Source organism: Paraburkholderia sp. BGA-UO-ETr-F21 (assembly GCF_059567925.1).
The window spans coordinates 1-16,658 of record NZ_JCAQOY010000002.1; the positions used below are offsets into that span (position 1 = coordinate 1).

13 protein-coding genes and 2 pseudogenes are annotated in these 16,658 nt (G+C 60.1%); 12 read left to right on the top strand and 3 right to left on the bottom strand.

Translation table 11 applies throughout. The features are described from left to right. The first annotated feature begins 684 nt into the window (after positions 1 to 684). Complete coding sequence (locus AC57B1_RS00395) at positions 685 to 1,536, top strand: LysR substrate-binding domain-containing protein (protein ID WP_046565351.1); 852 nt, start codon at positions 685 to 687, stop codon at positions 1,534 to 1,536. Positions 1,537 to 1,625: 89 nt separating this feature from the next. Here AC57B1_RS00395 and AC57B1_RS00400 read toward each other — a convergent pair whose 3' ends face one another. After that, positions 1,626 to 1,919 carry an MFS transporter gene (locus AC57B1_RS00400; protein WP_496416258.1) on the bottom strand — a complete coding sequence of 98 codons (294 nt, stop codon included), beginning with the start codon at positions 1,917 to 1,919 and terminating at the stop codon, positions 1,626 to 1,628. Here AC57B1_RS00400 and AC57B1_RS00405 point away from each other — a divergent pair. The 11 genes and pseudogenes from AC57B1_RS00405 to AC57B1_RS00455 all read left to right on the top strand — a co-directional run. Further along, positions 1,893 to 2,573, top strand: a pseudogene (locus AC57B1_RS00405) (M24 family metallopeptidase); the annotation flags it as partial. The gene AC57B1_RS00400 and the pseudogene AC57B1_RS00405 sit on opposite strands and share 27 nt — an antisense overlap. A gap of 69 nt (positions 2,574 to 2,642) precedes the next feature. Then, a complete protein-coding gene (gene glyA / locus AC57B1_RS00410) occupies positions 2,643 to 3,902 on the top strand; it encodes a serine hydroxymethyltransferase (RefSeq protein WP_183804539.1) in 1,260 nt (419 codons plus the stop codon). 10 nt (positions 3,903 to 3,912) lie between these two features. After that, positions 3,913 to 5,289: an L-serine ammonia-lyase gene (locus AC57B1_RS00415; RefSeq protein WP_183804537.1), complete on the top strand. Its 1,377-nt coding sequence runs from the start codon at positions 3,913 to 3,915 to the stop codon at positions 5,287 to 5,289. Between the two features lie 11 nt (positions 5,290 to 5,300). Further along, positions 5,301 to 6,545 (top strand): sarcosine oxidase subunit beta family protein, encoded by a 1,245-nt coding sequence (locus AC57B1_RS00420; protein ID WP_183804543.1) that lies wholly within the window; start codon positions 5,301 to 5,303, stop codon positions 6,543 to 6,545. A gap of 14 nt (positions 6,546 to 6,559) precedes the next feature. Further along, positions 6,560 to 6,841 carry a sarcosine oxidase subunit delta gene (locus tag AC57B1_RS00425; RefSeq protein ID WP_183804534.1) on the top strand — a complete coding sequence of 94 codons (282 nt, stop codon included), beginning with the start codon at positions 6,560 to 6,562 and terminating at the stop codon, positions 6,839 to 6,841. Further along, positions 6,838 to 9,834 (top strand): sarcosine oxidase subunit alpha family protein, encoded by a 2,997-nt coding sequence (locus AC57B1_RS00430; RefSeq protein ID WP_183804531.1) that lies wholly within the window; start codon positions 6,838 to 6,840, stop codon positions 9,832 to 9,834. The genes AC57B1_RS00425 and AC57B1_RS00430 overlap by 4 nt, the downstream gene beginning before the upstream one ends. After that, positions 9,824 to 10,411 carry a sarcosine oxidase subunit gamma gene (locus AC57B1_RS00435; RefSeq protein WP_183804527.1) on the top strand — a complete coding sequence of 196 codons (588 nt, stop codon included), beginning with the start codon at positions 9,824 to 9,826 and terminating at the stop codon, positions 10,409 to 10,411. The genes AC57B1_RS00430 and AC57B1_RS00435 overlap by 11 nt, the downstream gene beginning before the upstream one ends. A gap of 43 nt (positions 10,412 to 10,454) precedes the next feature. Next, positions 10,455 to 10,898, top strand: coding sequence for a dihydroneopterin aldolase (locus AC57B1_RS00440; protein ID WP_088176927.1), 444 nt, complete (start codon positions 10,455 to 10,457; stop codon positions 10,896 to 10,898). Further along, on the top strand, positions 10,895 to 11,782 hold the full coding sequence (purU, locus tag AC57B1_RS00445) for a formyltetrahydrofolate deformylase (RefSeq protein WP_088176928.1): 888 nt from the start codon (positions 10,895 to 10,897) through the stop codon (positions 11,780 to 11,782). Before AC57B1_RS00440 ends, purU begins: the two co-directional genes overlap by 4 nt. 215 nt (positions 11,783 to 11,997) lie before the next feature. Next, complete coding sequence (locus AC57B1_RS00450; RefSeq protein WP_311733186.1) at positions 11,998 to 13,239, top strand: MFS transporter; 1,242 nt, start codon at positions 11,998 to 12,000, stop codon at positions 13,237 to 13,239. Positions 13,240 to 13,429: 190 nt separating this feature from the next. Then, positions 13,430 to 13,655, top strand: a pseudogene (locus AC57B1_RS00455) (IS6 family transposase); the annotation flags it as partial. 68 nt (positions 13,656 to 13,723) lie between these two features. Here AC57B1_RS00455 and AC57B1_RS00460 read toward each other — a convergent pair. Next, positions 13,724 to 14,455, bottom strand: a complete 732-nt coding sequence (locus tag AC57B1_RS00460; RefSeq protein ID WP_088176930.1) for an IS6 family transposase — start codon at positions 14,453 to 14,455, stop codon at positions 13,724 to 13,726. 808 nt (positions 14,456 to 15,263) lie between these two features. Continuing rightward, on the bottom strand, positions 15,264 to 16,487 hold the full coding sequence (locus AC57B1_RS00465) for a site-specific integrase (protein ID WP_183804515.1): 1,224 nt from the start codon (positions 16,485 to 16,487) through the stop codon (positions 15,264 to 15,266). Between the last annotated feature and the right edge of the window lie 171 nt (positions 16,488 to 16,658).

Here is a 16,658-nt window from a genome sequence, read left to right on the forward strand (position 1 = left end):
CCGCGGTGGCATTCATACCCAGCGAGTGACGCGTGATCATGAAGCGTTCACCCGGCAGGCGCACGCTGATATGGCCGAAGCCTTCGATGAAGCCGCGGCGGTACAGGAACCGCCATGCCTTCAGTGTGTTTGTGATCAGATCCGACATAGGTTGTCCTCGCTGCGTCAATGCAATGGAAGCAGCATGGTGTTGTCCGTGGTATGCGTTGACCGATGTGTCGACCGATGCGTCAGCCGGTCGCCGTGCCCGCCAGCCCGCCGCCAACGATCGCTATGCGGCATTTCGTGCTCATGCATGTCTCCATTAGTAACGCTACGTATTTCTGTCTGCCCCAAGCAGTGCCAATCAAGGCGCTTCATCGGTCCTCGATCGATTCTTCACGGCGTGGATGACTTCTCAGCGCAGGGAAACTATAGTTTCCGAGTCACATCGCAAACAATCCAACAATTCGGAGAAATCCATTAGGGACGTTTATGTTTTTCAGGTCCCGCTTAGCAAGTACGGCAACGCGATTCGCGCTAACCTTCTGACATTGGGATAGACCCCAGGTAGGACATCGCTACCCCGATGCAATGCCATACCGAAAGCGCAATGACACGCGCGGCCGGGTTCCTTTTCGCGAATCAGTGCGTGGCTGAAGCGACGCGTGGAGGTCCCGCCGCACCACACCTGAAATAGTGCAAATGAGCATCGTCAATCTGGATATGGAATTGCTGCGGACCTTCGTCGCGATCGTCGAGCGCGAATCGTTCGCGGCCGCGGCGGAGTCGGTACACCGGACGCAATCGGCCGTGACGCAGCAAATGCAAAGACTGGAAACGCAGACCGGCCGCACGCTGTTTCGCAAGCACGGCAGGGAGAAGAGACTCACCGACGACGGCCTGAAGCTGCTCGAATACGCGCGGCGAATGCTCACGCTCAATGACGAAGCGTGCTCGGCGATTGCGGGGTCGTCGCTGACCGGTGAAGTGAGATTGGGCGCGCCCGTCGACGTGGCCGACACGATCCTGCCGAATCTGTTGCAGCGCTTCTCGAAATCTTTTCCGAGCCTGCGCATGACGATCGATGTCGGCCGCAGTCCGTTTCTGATCGAGGCGATGAAAGCCGGAGAGCTCGACATGACCCTCTCTCCGCGCGAGCAGCCGGAGCTGCGTCGCGTGACGCTGCGCACGTCGCCGACCGTGTGGATTTGCGCGGCCGACTACCGTTACGACCGCTCGCAGCCGCTCGATCTGATCATCGCGGACGAGCCGAGCATGTTTCGCCGGATGGCGCTCGAGCATCTGGAGCGTGCGGGGATTGCATGGCGCGTGACGTACGTGGCGCCGACGTTGCCGGGTATTCGCGCGGCGGTGCGCGCCGGGCTCGGCGTCACGGCACGGTCGATCGAGATGATGGGTCCGGACTTCCGGGTGCTCGGCGAATCGGACGGGCTGCCACGCCTGCCTGACGTCCAGTACCACCTTTATCTCGGCTCGGCACCTAACTTGCCGGCGCGGCAGCTGTTCGACTCACTCGGCTCTTTGCGAATCTAGCGGCGCGTGCAGCCATGCGCTTCATCTGTACTTGTGGAGCGCGTGACCGCAAGGCGGCAGTCGCTTCGACGTAGCGGCGACGCGGCTCGCTAGCCCGTGACTTCTTCCAGTGTCTTCTGCCGCGAATCGACCTTGATGGTCAGCACCAGAATCACCGCGGCAATCACGAGTGGCATCGTGAAGTAGTAGATGATCTGATGGATCATCGTGCCCAGCGTGAGCAGCCAGCCCAGCACGAATGGCCCCGCGATCGAGCCCACCCGCGCGCACGCCACCACCAGCCCCGAGGCGAGCGAGCGCACCCGTGTCGGAAACAACTCGCTGCTCAGCGTATAGAAGATCGGCACCACGCCACCGGAGAANCGCTCGCCGCCGCCGTTCATGAAGGTGTGCCCGAACACGAGGTCGCGCTCGCATCGACCCAGGCGATGGTACGCGAGATCGCACGTCGCTTTCCCGACTCCGAACTGATGGACACGTGGACGTGGTTCCAGTCAGGGATCAACACCGACGGTGCTCACAATCCGGTCACCACGCGCAAGGTGCAGAAGGGCGACATCCTGAGCCTGAACTGCTTCTCGATGATTGCGGGCTACTACACAGCGCTCGAGCGCACGATGTTCTTCGACCACTGCTCCGACGAGCACCTGCGTCTGTGGAAGGTCAACGTCGAAGTGCATGAGGCTGGACTGAAACTGATCAAGCCGGGCGCGCGCTGCAGTGATATCGCGCACGAGCTCAACAGGATCTACGCGGAGTACGGCCTGCTGCAATACCGCACGTTTGGCTACGGCCACTCGTTCGGCGTGCTCTCGCATTACTACGGCCGCGAAGCGGGGCTTGAACTGCGCGAAGACATCGACACGGTGCTTGAGCCGAACATGGTGATCTCGATGGAACCGATGATCATGCTGCCGCAAGGTTTGCCTGGCGCGGGCGGTTATCGTGAGCACGACATCCTGGTGGTGGGCGAGAAAGATGCCACCAACATCACCGGATTCAGGTACGGCCCGGAGCACAACATCATCAAGGCCTGAGCCGCCCTCGTTCGAATCACCCTGCGGCTACGGCCGCAGGCACCCCAGGATGTTGCAGGAGACGTTTCAATGTTTTCAAAGGAACAAACCATTGCCGGGTTCGATCCGGAACTGTCCGACGCGATGCGCCTTGAGCGCCAGCGTCAGGAAGATCACATCGAGCTGATCGCGTCGGAAAACTATACCAGTCCCCGCGTGCTTGAGGCACAGGGCTCGGTCCTCACTAACAAATACGCCGAAGGTTATCCAGGCAAGCGCTACTACGGTGGCTGCGAACATGTCGACGTGGTGGAGTCGCTGGCGATTGCGCGTGCGAAGGAGCTCTTCGGGGCGGACTTTGCGAACGTCCAGCCGCATAGTGGCTCTCAGGCGAACGCCGCGGTCTATCTGGCGTTGCTGACGCCTGGCGATACGATTCTCGGCATGAGCCTCGCGCACGGTGGCCACCTGACGCATGGCGCGAAGGTGTCATTTTCCGGCAAGCTCTATAACGCGGTTCAGTATGGCGTCGATACGCAAACCGGCCTGATCGATTACGACGAAGTCGAGCGCCTCGCCGTCGAGCACAAGCCAAAAATGATTGTGGCGGGTTTCTCAGCCTATTCGCGCGTGCTTGATTTTGCACGCTTCCGGCAGATTGCGGACTGCGTCAGCGCTTATCTGTTTGTCGACATGGCGCACGTGGCGGGACTCGTTGCGGCAGGCCTCTATCCGAACCCGGTGCCCGTTGCCGACATCGTCACGACGACCACCCACAAGACGCTGCGTGGCCCACGTGGAGGGCTGATTCTCGCCAAAGCCAACACCGAGATCGAAAAGAAGCTTAATTCGATGGTCTTTCCAGGTACGCAGGGCGGCCCGTTGATGCACGTCATCGCGGCGAAGGCAGTCGCGTTCAGAGAAGCGCTCGGCTCCGACTTTGTCGAGTACCAGAAACAGACGCTGGCGAATGCGCGCGCAATGGTCTCGGTATTCGTTGAGCGTGGCTACGACGTAGTGTCCGGCGGCACGGACGACCACCTGTTTCTTGTCGACCTGGTAGCGAAGGGGATTACCGGTAAGGACGCGGACGCTGCATTGGGTCGTGCGCACATCACGGTGAACAAAAATGCGGTGCCGAATGATCCGCAATCACCGTTCGTGACGAGCGGGATCCGCATCGGCACACCGGCCATCACGACACGTGGATTCAGGGAGGCTGATGCCGTGCTGACCGCCGCGCTCATCTGCGACGTGCTGGACAACCTCGGTGATGTCCAGGTCGAGGAACGTGCGCGCGAACAGGTGGCGAAGTTGTGTGCGCGCCTGCCGGTATACGCTGGACTTTAACGAGAAAGCCATGAACGTCAGCACCTTCGATCTCTTCAAGATCGGCATTGGGCCCTCGAGTTCTCACACCGTCGGGCCGATGATCGCGGCTTGCCGGTTCGCTACCCGCATGCGCGACGCCGGAAAGCTGGGCGACGTGAGCGCGATCCGGGCGGACCTGTACGGCTCACTCGGCGCCACCGGCAAGGGACACGGCACCGACAAGGCTGTGCTACTGGGGCTCGAAGGGAATCTCCCCGATGCGATCGATCCCGACTACGTGGAAACCCGGTTGGCTCATATTCGCTCAACGAAATCGATCGAAGTCGCTGGAGTCCATCAGATTGCCTTCGACGAGAAGACGCAGATGGCGTTCCTGCGCCGCGAGGTGCTGCCGTTCCACTCCAATGGGATGCGGTTCACCGCGTTGGACGCAAACGGTGAGATGGTCGACGAGCAGGCCTATTTTTCAGTTGGGGGCGGCTTTGTTGTTGACGATGCAGGGGAACGCCTCAACGGTCAGGAAGGTGCCACGCAGGTTCCTTATCCCTTCAGGACGGGCGTTGACCTATTGCGCATGTGCGGGGAAAGCGGTCTGTCTATCGCGGGATTGATGCTTGCCAACGAAGCAACCTGGCGCACGCCCGAAGCAGTGCGGCAAGGATTGCTGAGAATCATGGACGTGATGTCGGCCGCGATCGCACGCGGCTGCTCGATGGAAGGGCACCTGCCGGGGCCCATGAAGGTCAGGCGACGAGCAGCCGAACTCTTTCAACAGCTGAAAGCGCAGTCGGAAGAAAGCCTGCGCGACCCTCTGTCGATGATCGACTGGATCAATCTGTACGCGATGGCGGTGAACGAGGAGAACGCCGCCGGTGGGCGCATCGTGACCGCGCCGACCAACGGCGCTGCGGGGATCATCCCTGCGGTATTGCAGTACTACATGAAGTTCGTCCCAGGGTCGAGCGACGATGGCGTCGTCACCTTCCTGCTGACTGCGGCTGCGATCGGCCTGCTCTACAAGGAAAACGCATCGATCTCCGGCGCGGAAGTCGGTTGTCAGGGCGAAGTTGGTGTGGCGTGCTCGATGGCCGCGGCGGCGCTTGCAGCCGTGATGGGTGGCTCGCCCGAACAGGTCGAAAACGCCGCTGAAATTGGCATGGAACACAACCTGGGAATGACCTGCGATCCGGTGGGCGGCCTCGTTCAGATTCCCTGCATCGAGCGTAACGCGATGGGCGCAGTCAAGGCTGTGAACGCCGCACGCATGGCACTGCGCGGCAATGGAAAACACTACGTGTCGCTGGATAAGGTCATCAAGACGATGCGTGAGACGGGCGCCGATATGAAGACCAAGTACAAGGAAACGTCGCGCGGGGGCCTCGCGGTCAACGTGATCGAGTGTTGAGGAGACAGATGATGAACCGGTATTCGATATTCAGTTTGTTGCGCAACGGATTGTCGTATCACGAGAACTGGGAGCGCGCATGGAAGAGCCCCGAGCCGAAGAAGGAATACGACGTGGTGATCGTCGGCGGCGGAGGCCATGGTCTCGCCACCGCGTACTACCTCGCGAAAGAACTTGGCGTGCGCAACATTGCGGTCCTTGAAAAGGGCTGGATTGGCGGCGGCAATACCGCGCGCAATACAACGATCGTACGGTCGAACTATCTGTGGGACGAGTCGGCTGCGCTCTACGAAAAGGCTCTGCAACTGTGGGAAGGCCTGTCGCAGGACATCAACTACAACGTGATGTTCAGCCAGCGAGGTGTGATGAATCTTGCGCACACGCTGCAGGACGTGCGCGACACCGAGCGTCGCGTGAATGCGAACCGGCTCAATGGCGTCGATGCTGAATTCCTGACACCCGAGCAGATCAAGGAGATCGTGCCGGTGATCAACCTGCATAGCCGCTATCCGGTGCTGGGTGCCTCATTCCAGCGCCGCGCCGGTGTGGCCCGGCACGATGCGGTCGCCTGGGGCTATGCGCGCGGTGCGGACCAGCATGGCGTCGACATTCTGCAGAACTGTGGCGTGACCGGCATTCGCCGCGCCAATGGCGCAGTGGTCGGTGTCGATACCGTCAAAGGATTCATCAAGGCGAAGAAGGTCGCGGTGGTCGCGGCCGGCAACAGTAGCGTACTCGCGGAGATGGCGGGAATCCGCCTGCCGCTTGAAAGCCATCCGTTGCAGGCACTCGTCTCGGAGCCGATCAAACCGATCGTCAATACGGTGATCATGTCCAACGCAGTGCATGCGTATATCAGTCAGTCCGACAAGGGTGACCTTGTGATCGGAGCCGGTGTGGACCAGTACACCGGCTATGGCCAACGCGGTAGTTTTCACACCATCGAAGGCACGCTCCAGGCGATTGTCGAAATGTTCCCGGTGTTTTCCCGCGTGCGGATGAACCGGCAGTGGGGCGGGATCGTCGATGTGTCCCCGGATGCATGCCCGATTGTGAGCAAGACGGACATAAAAGGGTTGTATTTCAACTGCGGCTGGGGCACGGGTGGCTTCAAGGCCACGCCGGGTTCCGGGTGGGCCTTCGCACACACCATCGCCAACGATGCGCCGCATCCGCTGAACGCACCGTTCTCGCTGGACCGGTTCTACACCGGCCATCTGATCGACGAACACGGCGCGGCAGCGGTCGCGCACTAACCAGGGAGAGATCCATGTTGCTCATTCAATGCCCCTGGTGCGGGCCGCGCGCCGAGTCCGAATTCTCGTACGGCGGCGAAGCCGAGATCGTGCGTCCGCTCGACACCGAGAAGCTTACCGACAGGGAATGGGGCGAGTACCTGTTCATGCGCAAAAACACGCGTGGCCTGCACCGTGAACAGTGGAACCATGCGCAGGGATGCCGTCGCTGGTTCAATGCCGAGCGCGATACCGTGACGTACGCATTCAAGTCAGTCAGCAAGATCGGCGGTGCGAAAGAAGGAGAATCAGCATGACCCAGCAGAACCGTTTGCCATCGGGCGGGCGCATCAATCGCGCTATTCCGCTGACGTTTGCCTTCAACGGGCGGATCTATCAGGGCTTCCAGGGCGACACGCTGGCGTCTGCGCTGCTTGCCAACGACGTACATTTCGTTGCACGCAGTTTCAAGTATCACCGTCCGCGTGGCATCGTCACCGCAGGCGTTGAGGAGCCGAATGCGCTGGTGCAACTGGAGCGCGGCGCCCACACGATTCCGAATGCGCGTGCAACGGAGGTCGAGCTTTACCAGGGGCTCGACGCGACAAGCGTGAACACGGAGCCGAGTCTCGAACACGATCGCATGGCGATCAACCAGAAGTTTGCCCGCTTCATGCCGGCTGGCTTCTATTACAAGACTTTCATGTGGCCGCGCAGCTTCTGGCCGAAGTATGAGGAACACATTCGCCACGCCGCGGGTCTGGGCAAGTCGCCGGAGGTGAACGATCCGAGCCGCTACGACAAGCGCTTTGCCCACTGTGACGTGCTGATCGTCGGTGCGGGTCCAGCGGGGCTGGCTGCGGCACGAACGGCAGGCGCGAGCGGGGCGCGGGTCATTTTGGTTGACGACCAGCCCGAACTGGGCGGAAGTCTGCTGTCGGGCACAGAAAAGATTGACGGCAAGCCTGCGGGCGACTGGGTACGCGCGATCGAGGCCGAGCTTTCGTCTATGCCGGACGTGACAGTCCTGAGCCGTAGTACTGCGTTTGGCTATCAGGACCACAACCTCGTCACAGTCACACAACGTCTGACTGACCATTTGCCCGTTTCAACGCGCAGCGGCACGCGCGAGCGGTTGTGGAAGATCCGCGCGAAGAAGGTGATTCTCGCAACCGGCGCGCACGAGCGGCCGCTGGTCTTTGGCAACAACGACCTGCCCGGCATTATGCTGGCGTCGGCGATCTCGACGTATATCAATCGGTATGGTCTGCTGCCGGGCCGGCGTGCGGTGATCTTCACAAACAACGACGAAGGTTATCGCGCCGCACTCGATCTCAAGATGCACGCGGCAGACGTGACGGTTGTGGATCCTCGCGGCGCTAGCGTGGGGGCGCTGCCGCAACAGGCAGCGCGCAGCGGGGTTGCCATCGTCAACAACGCCGTTGTGATCGACGCAGTCGGCAAGGAACGCGTACGCAACGTCACCGTTGCCCGCTATGCACAGGGGCGCGTGGGTCAACGCATCGCGACCCTTGGCTGTGACCTGGTGGGCATGTCGGGCGGCTGGAATCCCGTGCTGCACCTTTTTGCGCAGTCGGGCGGCAAGGCGCTCTGGAACGACGACAAGGCGTGCTTCATTCCGGGCGCGGGGGTCCAGGAAGAATGCAGCATCGGTGCCGCGCGCGGTGCATTCCAGTTGCCGGAGACACTCGATGATGGCGTCAAGGCTGGCCGACGGGCTGCCCAGTTCGCGGGCTTGCCTGATCCCGCCGTGCAGCAGTGGCAGGCCAACGTCTCGAATGAACAACCGCTGATGCCGCTTTGGCTTGTTGCGAACCTTGGTGAAGCATCGCGCGGTCCCAAGCGGTTCGTTGATTTTCAGAACGACGTGTCGGCATCTGACATCCTGCTCGCCGCACGCGAGGGCTATCACTCCGTCGAGCACGTCAAACGCTACACGGCGATGGGTTTCGGCACCGATCAGGGCAAGCTTGGCAACATCAACGGGATGGCGATCCTGGCCCAGGCACTGGGCAAGACGATTCCCGAGACGGGTACCACAACGTTCCGGCCGAACTACACGCCGGTGACGTTCGGCACCATTGCCGGGCGCGAACTCGGGGATTTCCTCGATCCGATCCGCAAGACCTGTGTCCATCCATGGCACGAAGCACATGGTGCGCAATTCGAAGACGTCGGTAACTGGAAGCGGCCGTGGTACTACCCGAAAAACGGCGAGGACCTGCACGCGGCGGTCGCGCGCGAATGCCTTGCGGTACGCAACAGCGTCGGCATTCTGGATGCGTCGACGCTCGGCAAGATCGACATTCAGGGCCCGGATGCAGCGACGCTGCTCAACTGGCTCTACACGAATCCATGGAGCAAACTGGAAGTCGGTAAGTGCCGCTATGGACTAATGCTCGACGAGAACGGCATGGTCTTCGATGATGGTGTGACGGTGCGCCTTGGCGAACAGCACTACATGATGACCACGACCACGGGTGGCGCCGCGCGCGTGCTGAACTGGATGGAGCGCTGGCTGCAGACGGAATGGCCGCATCTGAACGTGCACCTGAGCTCTGTGACAGATCACTGGGCGACCTTCGCGGTGGTCGGGCCGAACAGCCGCAAGGTGCTGCAGAAGGTGTGTAAGGACATCGACTTCGCGAATGCAGCATTCCCGTTCATGACGTATCGCAACGGCACCGTTGCCCGCGCATCTGCACGGATCATGCGAATCAGCTTCTCTGGCGAGCTGGCGTACGAAGTCAACGTGCCAGCGAACTTCGGGCGTGGTGTGTGGGAGGCGTTGATGAGCGCAGGACGGGAGTTCGAGATCACGCCTTATGGCACCGAAACCATGCACGTTCTGCGTGCGGAGAAGGGCTACATCATCGTCGGCCAGGACACGGACGGATCGGTCACGCCGTTTGATCTTGGCATGGGTGGCATGGTCGCGAAGAAGGACTGCCTCGGCAAGCGCTCGCTGTCGCGCTCGGATACACAGAGTGCGGGACGCAAACAGCTCGTTGGCCTGAAGCCGGTGGACCCCCGCGTCACGCTGACCGAAGGCGCACAGATCGTAACTACACCTGTGGCACAGGGCATCACGCCAATGCTCGGCCATGTAACGTCGAGCTATATGAGTCCGATCCTGAAGCGGTCGATTGCGCTGGCGGTCGTCAGCGGCGGCCTCGACAGGATGGGGCAACGCGTCTTTGTGTCGATGTCTGCTACACGCTGTGTCGAGGCCGAGGTGTGCAGTCCTGTTTTTTACGATCCGGAAGGAGTACGTCAGCATGTTGAATGATCTGATTCAGGAGTCACCGCTGGTCGGCATCGAAGCTCGAATTGCCGCAGCATCGGGTGGCTCAACGAAGCGCTTTCGGTTCACCGAGAGGCCGTTCATGACGCTTCTCACGTTGCGCGGCACCGGTACGGCGTTTGATGTCGCCGTGCAGCGTGTGCTGGGCTTCGCGTTGCCGCAGCAATCCGGTGGCCGCGTGACGGCAGGTGAGCGCGCATTGTGGTGGATGGGGCCGGACGAGTGGCTGATCCAGTCCACCCAGGATATGGCGGCTGAACTCGAACACGCCTTGCGCGAAACGCTCGACGGACAACACTGCGCGGTGGTCGACGTGAGTAGCGGTTACACCGTCATCGACATTTCGGGGAGCCACGTGCGAGACGTGCTGGCGAGCGGCTGCCCGCTCGATCTGCATCGCCGCGCTTTCGCAGACGGGCAATGCGCCAGTTCGCACTTCTTCAAGGCGGGCATCACGCTGTGTCGTGACGGGGATGACCGGTTCCAGATCATCGTGCGGCGCAGCTTTGCCGAATATTTCTGCCTGATGCTGCTCGACGCGGCACAGCCGTATCTTGCATAACGCACGCGGCGGCTGTTCCACGTCGTACAGAGGAGATCCTTCGATGAAACATCCGGAAGCGGGACCACCGGTCGAATGGGATGTCGTGATTGACCAGTTACGGGCTCAGACGCGAATCGGGATCCACAATCATGAACGCGTAGCCCAGCCGGTGTTGATTGATGCGGTACTGCATTGTCGAAGTCAGGCGCTCCCGGAGGAGATCAGCGAATGCCTTGATTACGATGCGTTCTGCCGGATGCTGTGCGCCTACCTCGATGCGCAGACACACACAGACCTGGTCGAGCAACTCGCCGCCGATCTGCTGGCGCTGGCGTTCGACCGTTTCGCGATGCTCGACGACGCCACGCTCACGCTCTACAAGCCGCATGCGGTGCGCTCGGCAGCGCAGGTGGGCGTGCGCCTGCGCTGGAGCCGCCACGATTTTGTGCGCCGGTGTGCCCACCTGGCTGCCGCACGCCTTGCCGAAACTATGGAGTCGCCATGACTGAAACCACGACGAAGCGCACGGATCGGGCGCACCAGTTCGCGCTGACCGTCACCTGTCCCAGCGCGCCGGGGCAGGTCGCTGCGCTGGTCCGATTTCTCGATGAGCGCGGATGCTATATCGACGAGTTCGATGTATTTGATGATGAGTTCACTGCCCGTTTCTTCGTGCGATGCATCTTTCATGCGGCATCGATACAGCGGCTGGACGTTTCGTCGTTGCGTGAGGAATTTGCGAATGTCGCCAAGCGGTTCGATATGGCGTGGACGATCCACGACATGTCAGTGAAACTGAAGGTACTGATCATGGTGTCGAAGCTCGATCATTGCCTGGCCGACCTGCTGTTCCGCTGGCGCATGGACGAACTGAAGATGGACATCGTGGGGGTGGCCTCGAATCATCCCGATCTCGAACCTGTTGCGGCTGCGAACGGCATCCCTTTCCACCATCTACCGCTGACAGGCGACACGAAGCCGCAACAGGAGGCGCAGGTACTGGCACTGGTAGAGCGGACCGGTGCTGAACTTGTCGTCCTCGCGCGTTACATGCAGGTGTTGTCCGCCGGACTGAGCGCATCGCTCGCGGGGCGCGCAATCAACATTCATCACTCGTTCCTGCCCGGCTTCAAGGGCGCAAAACCTTATCACCAGGCGCATGCGCGCGGGGTGAAGCTGATCGGTGCAACAGCCCATTTCGTGACCGATGATCTCGACGAAGGGCCGATCATCGAACAGGTCGTAGAACGCGTCACTCACGCGTACGGACCCGACCGTCTACTTGCGACCGGGCGTGATATGGAGTGCCTCGCGCTGGCGCGCGCCGTCAAGCTTTTTATCGAGCATCGAATTTTTATCAACGGTAACCGAACCGTCGTACTTCAGTAGCAACTCGCAGGTGAAGCGGACTCAAGAGCCGCAGCCGAAAACGCAGCAATCTTATGATTCATGTTTGGAGACAACAAATGAGTAGCAGGAAAGCGGTTTCAGGGCGGCAGGCGGCAGCTGGCGTCATCTCACAGGTCGGCGTGCCATCTCCGTACGCTTCAGATAACCGTCAGGCCGCCCCGGTGCCAGACGGGCGTCTGCTTAAGCGCGCTGCGATGGCCAGTTTCATCGGCAATTTTGTCGAATGGTTCGATTACGCGTCCTATGGCTATCTCGCGACCATCATTGCGGTTGTCTTCTTCCCCAAGACGGACGCTGCGACGGGACTGCTCGCCGCTTACGCCGTATTTGCGATCTCGTTTATCGTTCGGCCCATCGGCGGCATCGTCTGGGGCCACTTCGGCGACAAGATCGGGCGCCGGACAGCGCTGTCGTTGTCGATCCTGATCATGTCGGCGTCGACCTTCGTGATCGCTTTCCTGCCAACCTACGCGCAGGTTGGCGTCATGGCACCGATTCTTTTGCTACTGGTTCGACTTATCCAGGGGTTCTCGGCCTCCGGTGAGTATGCCGGGGCATCGGCATTCCTCGCCGAATATGCCCCGGAGGGCAAGCGGGGTGTCTATACCAGCATTGTGCCGGCCAGCACGGCTGCGGGTCTGCTGTTTGGTTCGATCTTCGTCGCGGTGCTGCATGCCGTGCTCACCACCGAGCAGATCCAGTCGTTCGGGTGGCGGTTGCCGTTCCTGCTGGCTGCGCCGTTCGGGCTGATTGGCCGATACATCCGGGTGCGCCTGGAAGATACGCCAAAGTTCAAGGCACTTGAGATGTCTCACCATGTCGCACGCGCGCCGGTCACGGAACTGCTGACCGTGCATCGCGGCAAGATGTTGATCGCCTTTGGGGTAACGTGCCTGAACGCGGTGGCGTTCTATCTGGTGCTGAGTTACATGCCCACCTACCTGTCGACCGAGATGGGGATGGGTGAAACACAATCCTTTATTGCGGCCACCATCTCTCTTGCCGCCTATATTGGCTTCATCTTCATCATGGGGGCGCTGTCGGACCGCGTTGGTCGCAAGACGATGCTGATCGGTGCATCGGTCCTGTTCGCCGTGTTGACGGTACCGCTTTTCAAGGCGCTCGTCGGTGCCAGCTTCATGACGATTGTGCTGATCCAGATCGCGTTCGGCGCGCTGCTGACGATGAACGACGGCACGCTGCCGTGCTTCCTGTCAGAGATTTTTCCGACGCGCGTGCGCTATAGCGGCTTTGCATTCAGCTTCAACGCGGCGAATGCGCTGTTCGGCGGTACGGCGCCGTTTATTGCGACCTGGTTGATCCATGCGACCGGCAGCAAGTTGGCCCCGGCTTGGTATATGGTCGGCGCGGCAGGCGTCGCTCTGATAGCCATGCTCGCGAGTCGTGAGACATCGCGCGGGCCGCTCGCCGACTGAATGCCATCGGACTGAAGTCAGGCCCCGCTCGCGTCAATTGGCTCTGCCTGAGCGGATCGAAGCGAGCGGGGCCGTTGCGTCGCAGGAGTGGGCGGTAGAATTCCGAAGAAAAAATCGTTACAAATGATATGTTGAGGACACTGAACCGGCGCTGGTCACGCTATTGTGACGCTCGCGCTATCCGCACGAGGTGACATTGACCTGCATGCGCCGATATGTCGCTTACCCGCTGAGTTTGCTGCACCCTCTGGGAGAGGATGGCCGAGCGCGGTGTGTCGGTCGATCGTTCGATAATGCGCCGCTGGGTGATCAAAAGGCTGCCCATACCTGACAAGCTGTTCTGTTGCCGCATCCGAGCAGTCGGCAGGAGCTGGCGGATGCACGAAGCGCATATCAAGGACAGGGGAGAGCTGAAATAGCTCTACATAAGGCTTTGTCACGTTAAATTGTTCGCGTCGCGGTAGTGTCACGAACGGAGCTTTCCTTAAAAGCTGGACGGATTTTGGGTAAGCTCGGTGAAACGACACCACGCGTCAAAACGTTGAGCGAGCTGTTTGCGGTAGAGAGAAGCGCGCAGCAAATGTCGCTTGAGCGCGAAGTGCTGCCGGATCGGTCCGAAGCTCGAGAGAAACGCCTGGGTGCGCTTTGGGTCGCGAAATCCGCGCAAGCGCCGCTCACGTTCACGCGTTGGTTGATGGCTATTTTCGGCCCTATTGTTCACGCGGGCTGCAGCCTTGACGAACACGTGTTTGACGTTTGCCAGCGCGGGGATCCTGGACTTCGCGGCCGGGTAACTGCGCAACTGGTCGGTGACGATCTTGCGCGGCACCGGGCACGAACGAAGCACGCGCCTGAAGAATCGCTCGGCTGCGGCCGTGTCGCGCCGCTTCTGCAGTAGGATATCGAGTTCGGCGCCGTGCTCGTCGACGGCTCGCCACAGCACATAAGGGTCACCGCGCAGCGTCACGAACAACTCATCGAGATGCCACGTATTGCCCGGCTTTCGCCGGACAGCCTTGACCCGATGCGCGAACCCGGCGCCGAATTTATCGCACCAGCGGCGCACGGTTTCATAACTCACCACGATGCCGCGCTCGAACAGCAACTCTTCGATGTCTCGCAAGCTCAACTGAAACCGAAAGTACCAGCGAACGGCACAACTGATGACCGCCGCTGGAAAGCGATGTCCGTGATAGAGCGATCTAGAATTTTTCATCCCAAGAATTCTACGCGACCACCTCGGTAACGTGACAAAGCCGTCGTGCCAGATACGGACATTGCGCATTTGCAGTTTCGCGATCTGAACGGGGCGCATGCCAAACTGGTAGGCACACAGCACCATGGCTGCCTCGTCCAATGCAGAAGGTAACGCTCCCGCTGCGTTTCCGGATTCCGTGGCAACCTGATCGGCAATGCTGTCCAGGTAGCGAACAATGCACGCTTCCTCTTCGACCGAGAGAAACACGTCTCCGGATCGAACGCCTGCATGGGCGTCCCGTGCAGGCCACGGGAGCCCGCTCAGGAACTCCAGATACGATTCGGACCAGCCGTTCAACCGATGGCGACATAGCATGCGGAGAACCGTCTTGACACACGAATAGGCCGTCATAGGCAGGTCCCGCGAGCGCAGGATCATCCACTGCCGGAGAATTCCGGTTGGCGTTGCGCTCAGCACCGACGCCATCTCATCGCGACTGATATGCAAGCCACCGGTTACAGTATGAAGACCCGTGGATATGCTGAAGTCCTCGCCGAGCACAAATGCGAAGACGTGTTTCAGAAGTAACCCGTAGGTCGTTCCAAACCGGGCAAAGTCAAATGCCCCTTTCGCGCCGTCGTACACGTATTCGAAGGAACCGGAGTCTTCGGGATCGGATATTGATCTCACACAGTCATCGAAATCATCGTAGTAGCGGATGACAGGAGGCAGAATGGGCAGGGCAGCCAGTACCTTCTCAATAGGGTCGTCCTGCGCCGCGTCCAGAGAGCGAAACAGGTCGCTCGGCATCTGCGATCCGCTCATGTCAACGCCCCTTTGGAAGGGCGCGCAGGACCGCAACCCGATCATCAAAGGCGTCGTTCCAGACATTCGCAAGCCGATCCTCGAATACGGCACGGGCGTAGCGCGAAGGCATGACCGATTTACTTGACCAGCCGAAGAAGGTCCGCATTTTCTGCAGTGCCTCGTCCATTGAATCGCCTTGCTCGAGCAACTGATGAAGTCGAACGACCACACACGTGTGGCGTAGACTGTGCGGTGTTATGGATTCCTTACCCGTCCGATCCTGCAGCTCATTTAATACGTGAGACGGCAGGCAACGCGACACCTGGGCAAACGCCTTTGTCAGCGTTTCGGTGGCGAGCGGCATATTGGATTGAGCATTCAGCAGGAACGGGTGATCGGGCCACCCGCGATAGTTTCCTACATAGGTCTCTACTATGGTGGCCGTTAGCTGACTGACGGGCACCTGACGGACGGAGTGTACGGTTTTGATCGAAGGTTTCGAATACCGAGGGTCACCATCGTCATCTTCATACTCGTTTTCCTGAACGTTGAGCCAGTATCGAGTCCTTTTCTGCTTCTGGTCGTAGGCGCTTTTCACTGCGTCCGCAGGAAGCAGCAGAACCTCGCCGCGCCGCAGCCCCTGATGCAACATCAGCACAAATGCGACGTAGACACGCCAGCGCGTTTTCATGCGTAGAAATGGATTTTGCGGGCATTCCGGATCAAGTACGGCGTACAGCGCTTCGACGGTACTCGCTGGAAGCGATCGGACCGCGTCCACTGCAGCGCGCCTGCGAACGTGCAATTGGCTGTAAAGCGACGACAGCCGGTGCAATCGCTGTTCTATGTGTCTGAGCCGATCATCGGCGCTCCCGGCGCTGGAAAGCCAGGTGATGACGTCGGTTACAAACCCGAGGCCAGTCTGCCAGCGATTTTCGTCCGCACTGGTTACCGCCGGCTGATTGCGGATCGAGATGAACCACGATTCGAGAATCGCCGCCAGTGCTTCGTCGTCAAATCCACTCAGCGCATCATCAAGTGCGCCGGTGCCAATCAGGTTGTCCGCATGCTGATACAGGTTTTCAACGTACCGAAGCTTCTGCGTGAGCGTTGAACCGGCCAGCTGTGCTATCGACGTCGCCGACCAGATCGCAGCCCAGTACCGCGGCAGGCCATATTGATCGACCAACACCGGGCCACGAAGTGCTGCAGGCACAAGGTTGCTGTTGAGTTGACGAAACACGGGCCGCTCGCGACGAATACGCAACGGCCAAATTTACCATTCGCTGTGTGTCAGGTTGCTGACTCGGTGCGCTTTCATGCAACACTTTCAAACTGACCACATATGTTGATAATTTCTTTTATGTCAAATTCAGTAGTCCTAATGGTCTATCACGCCAGCGCGCCGTTGATC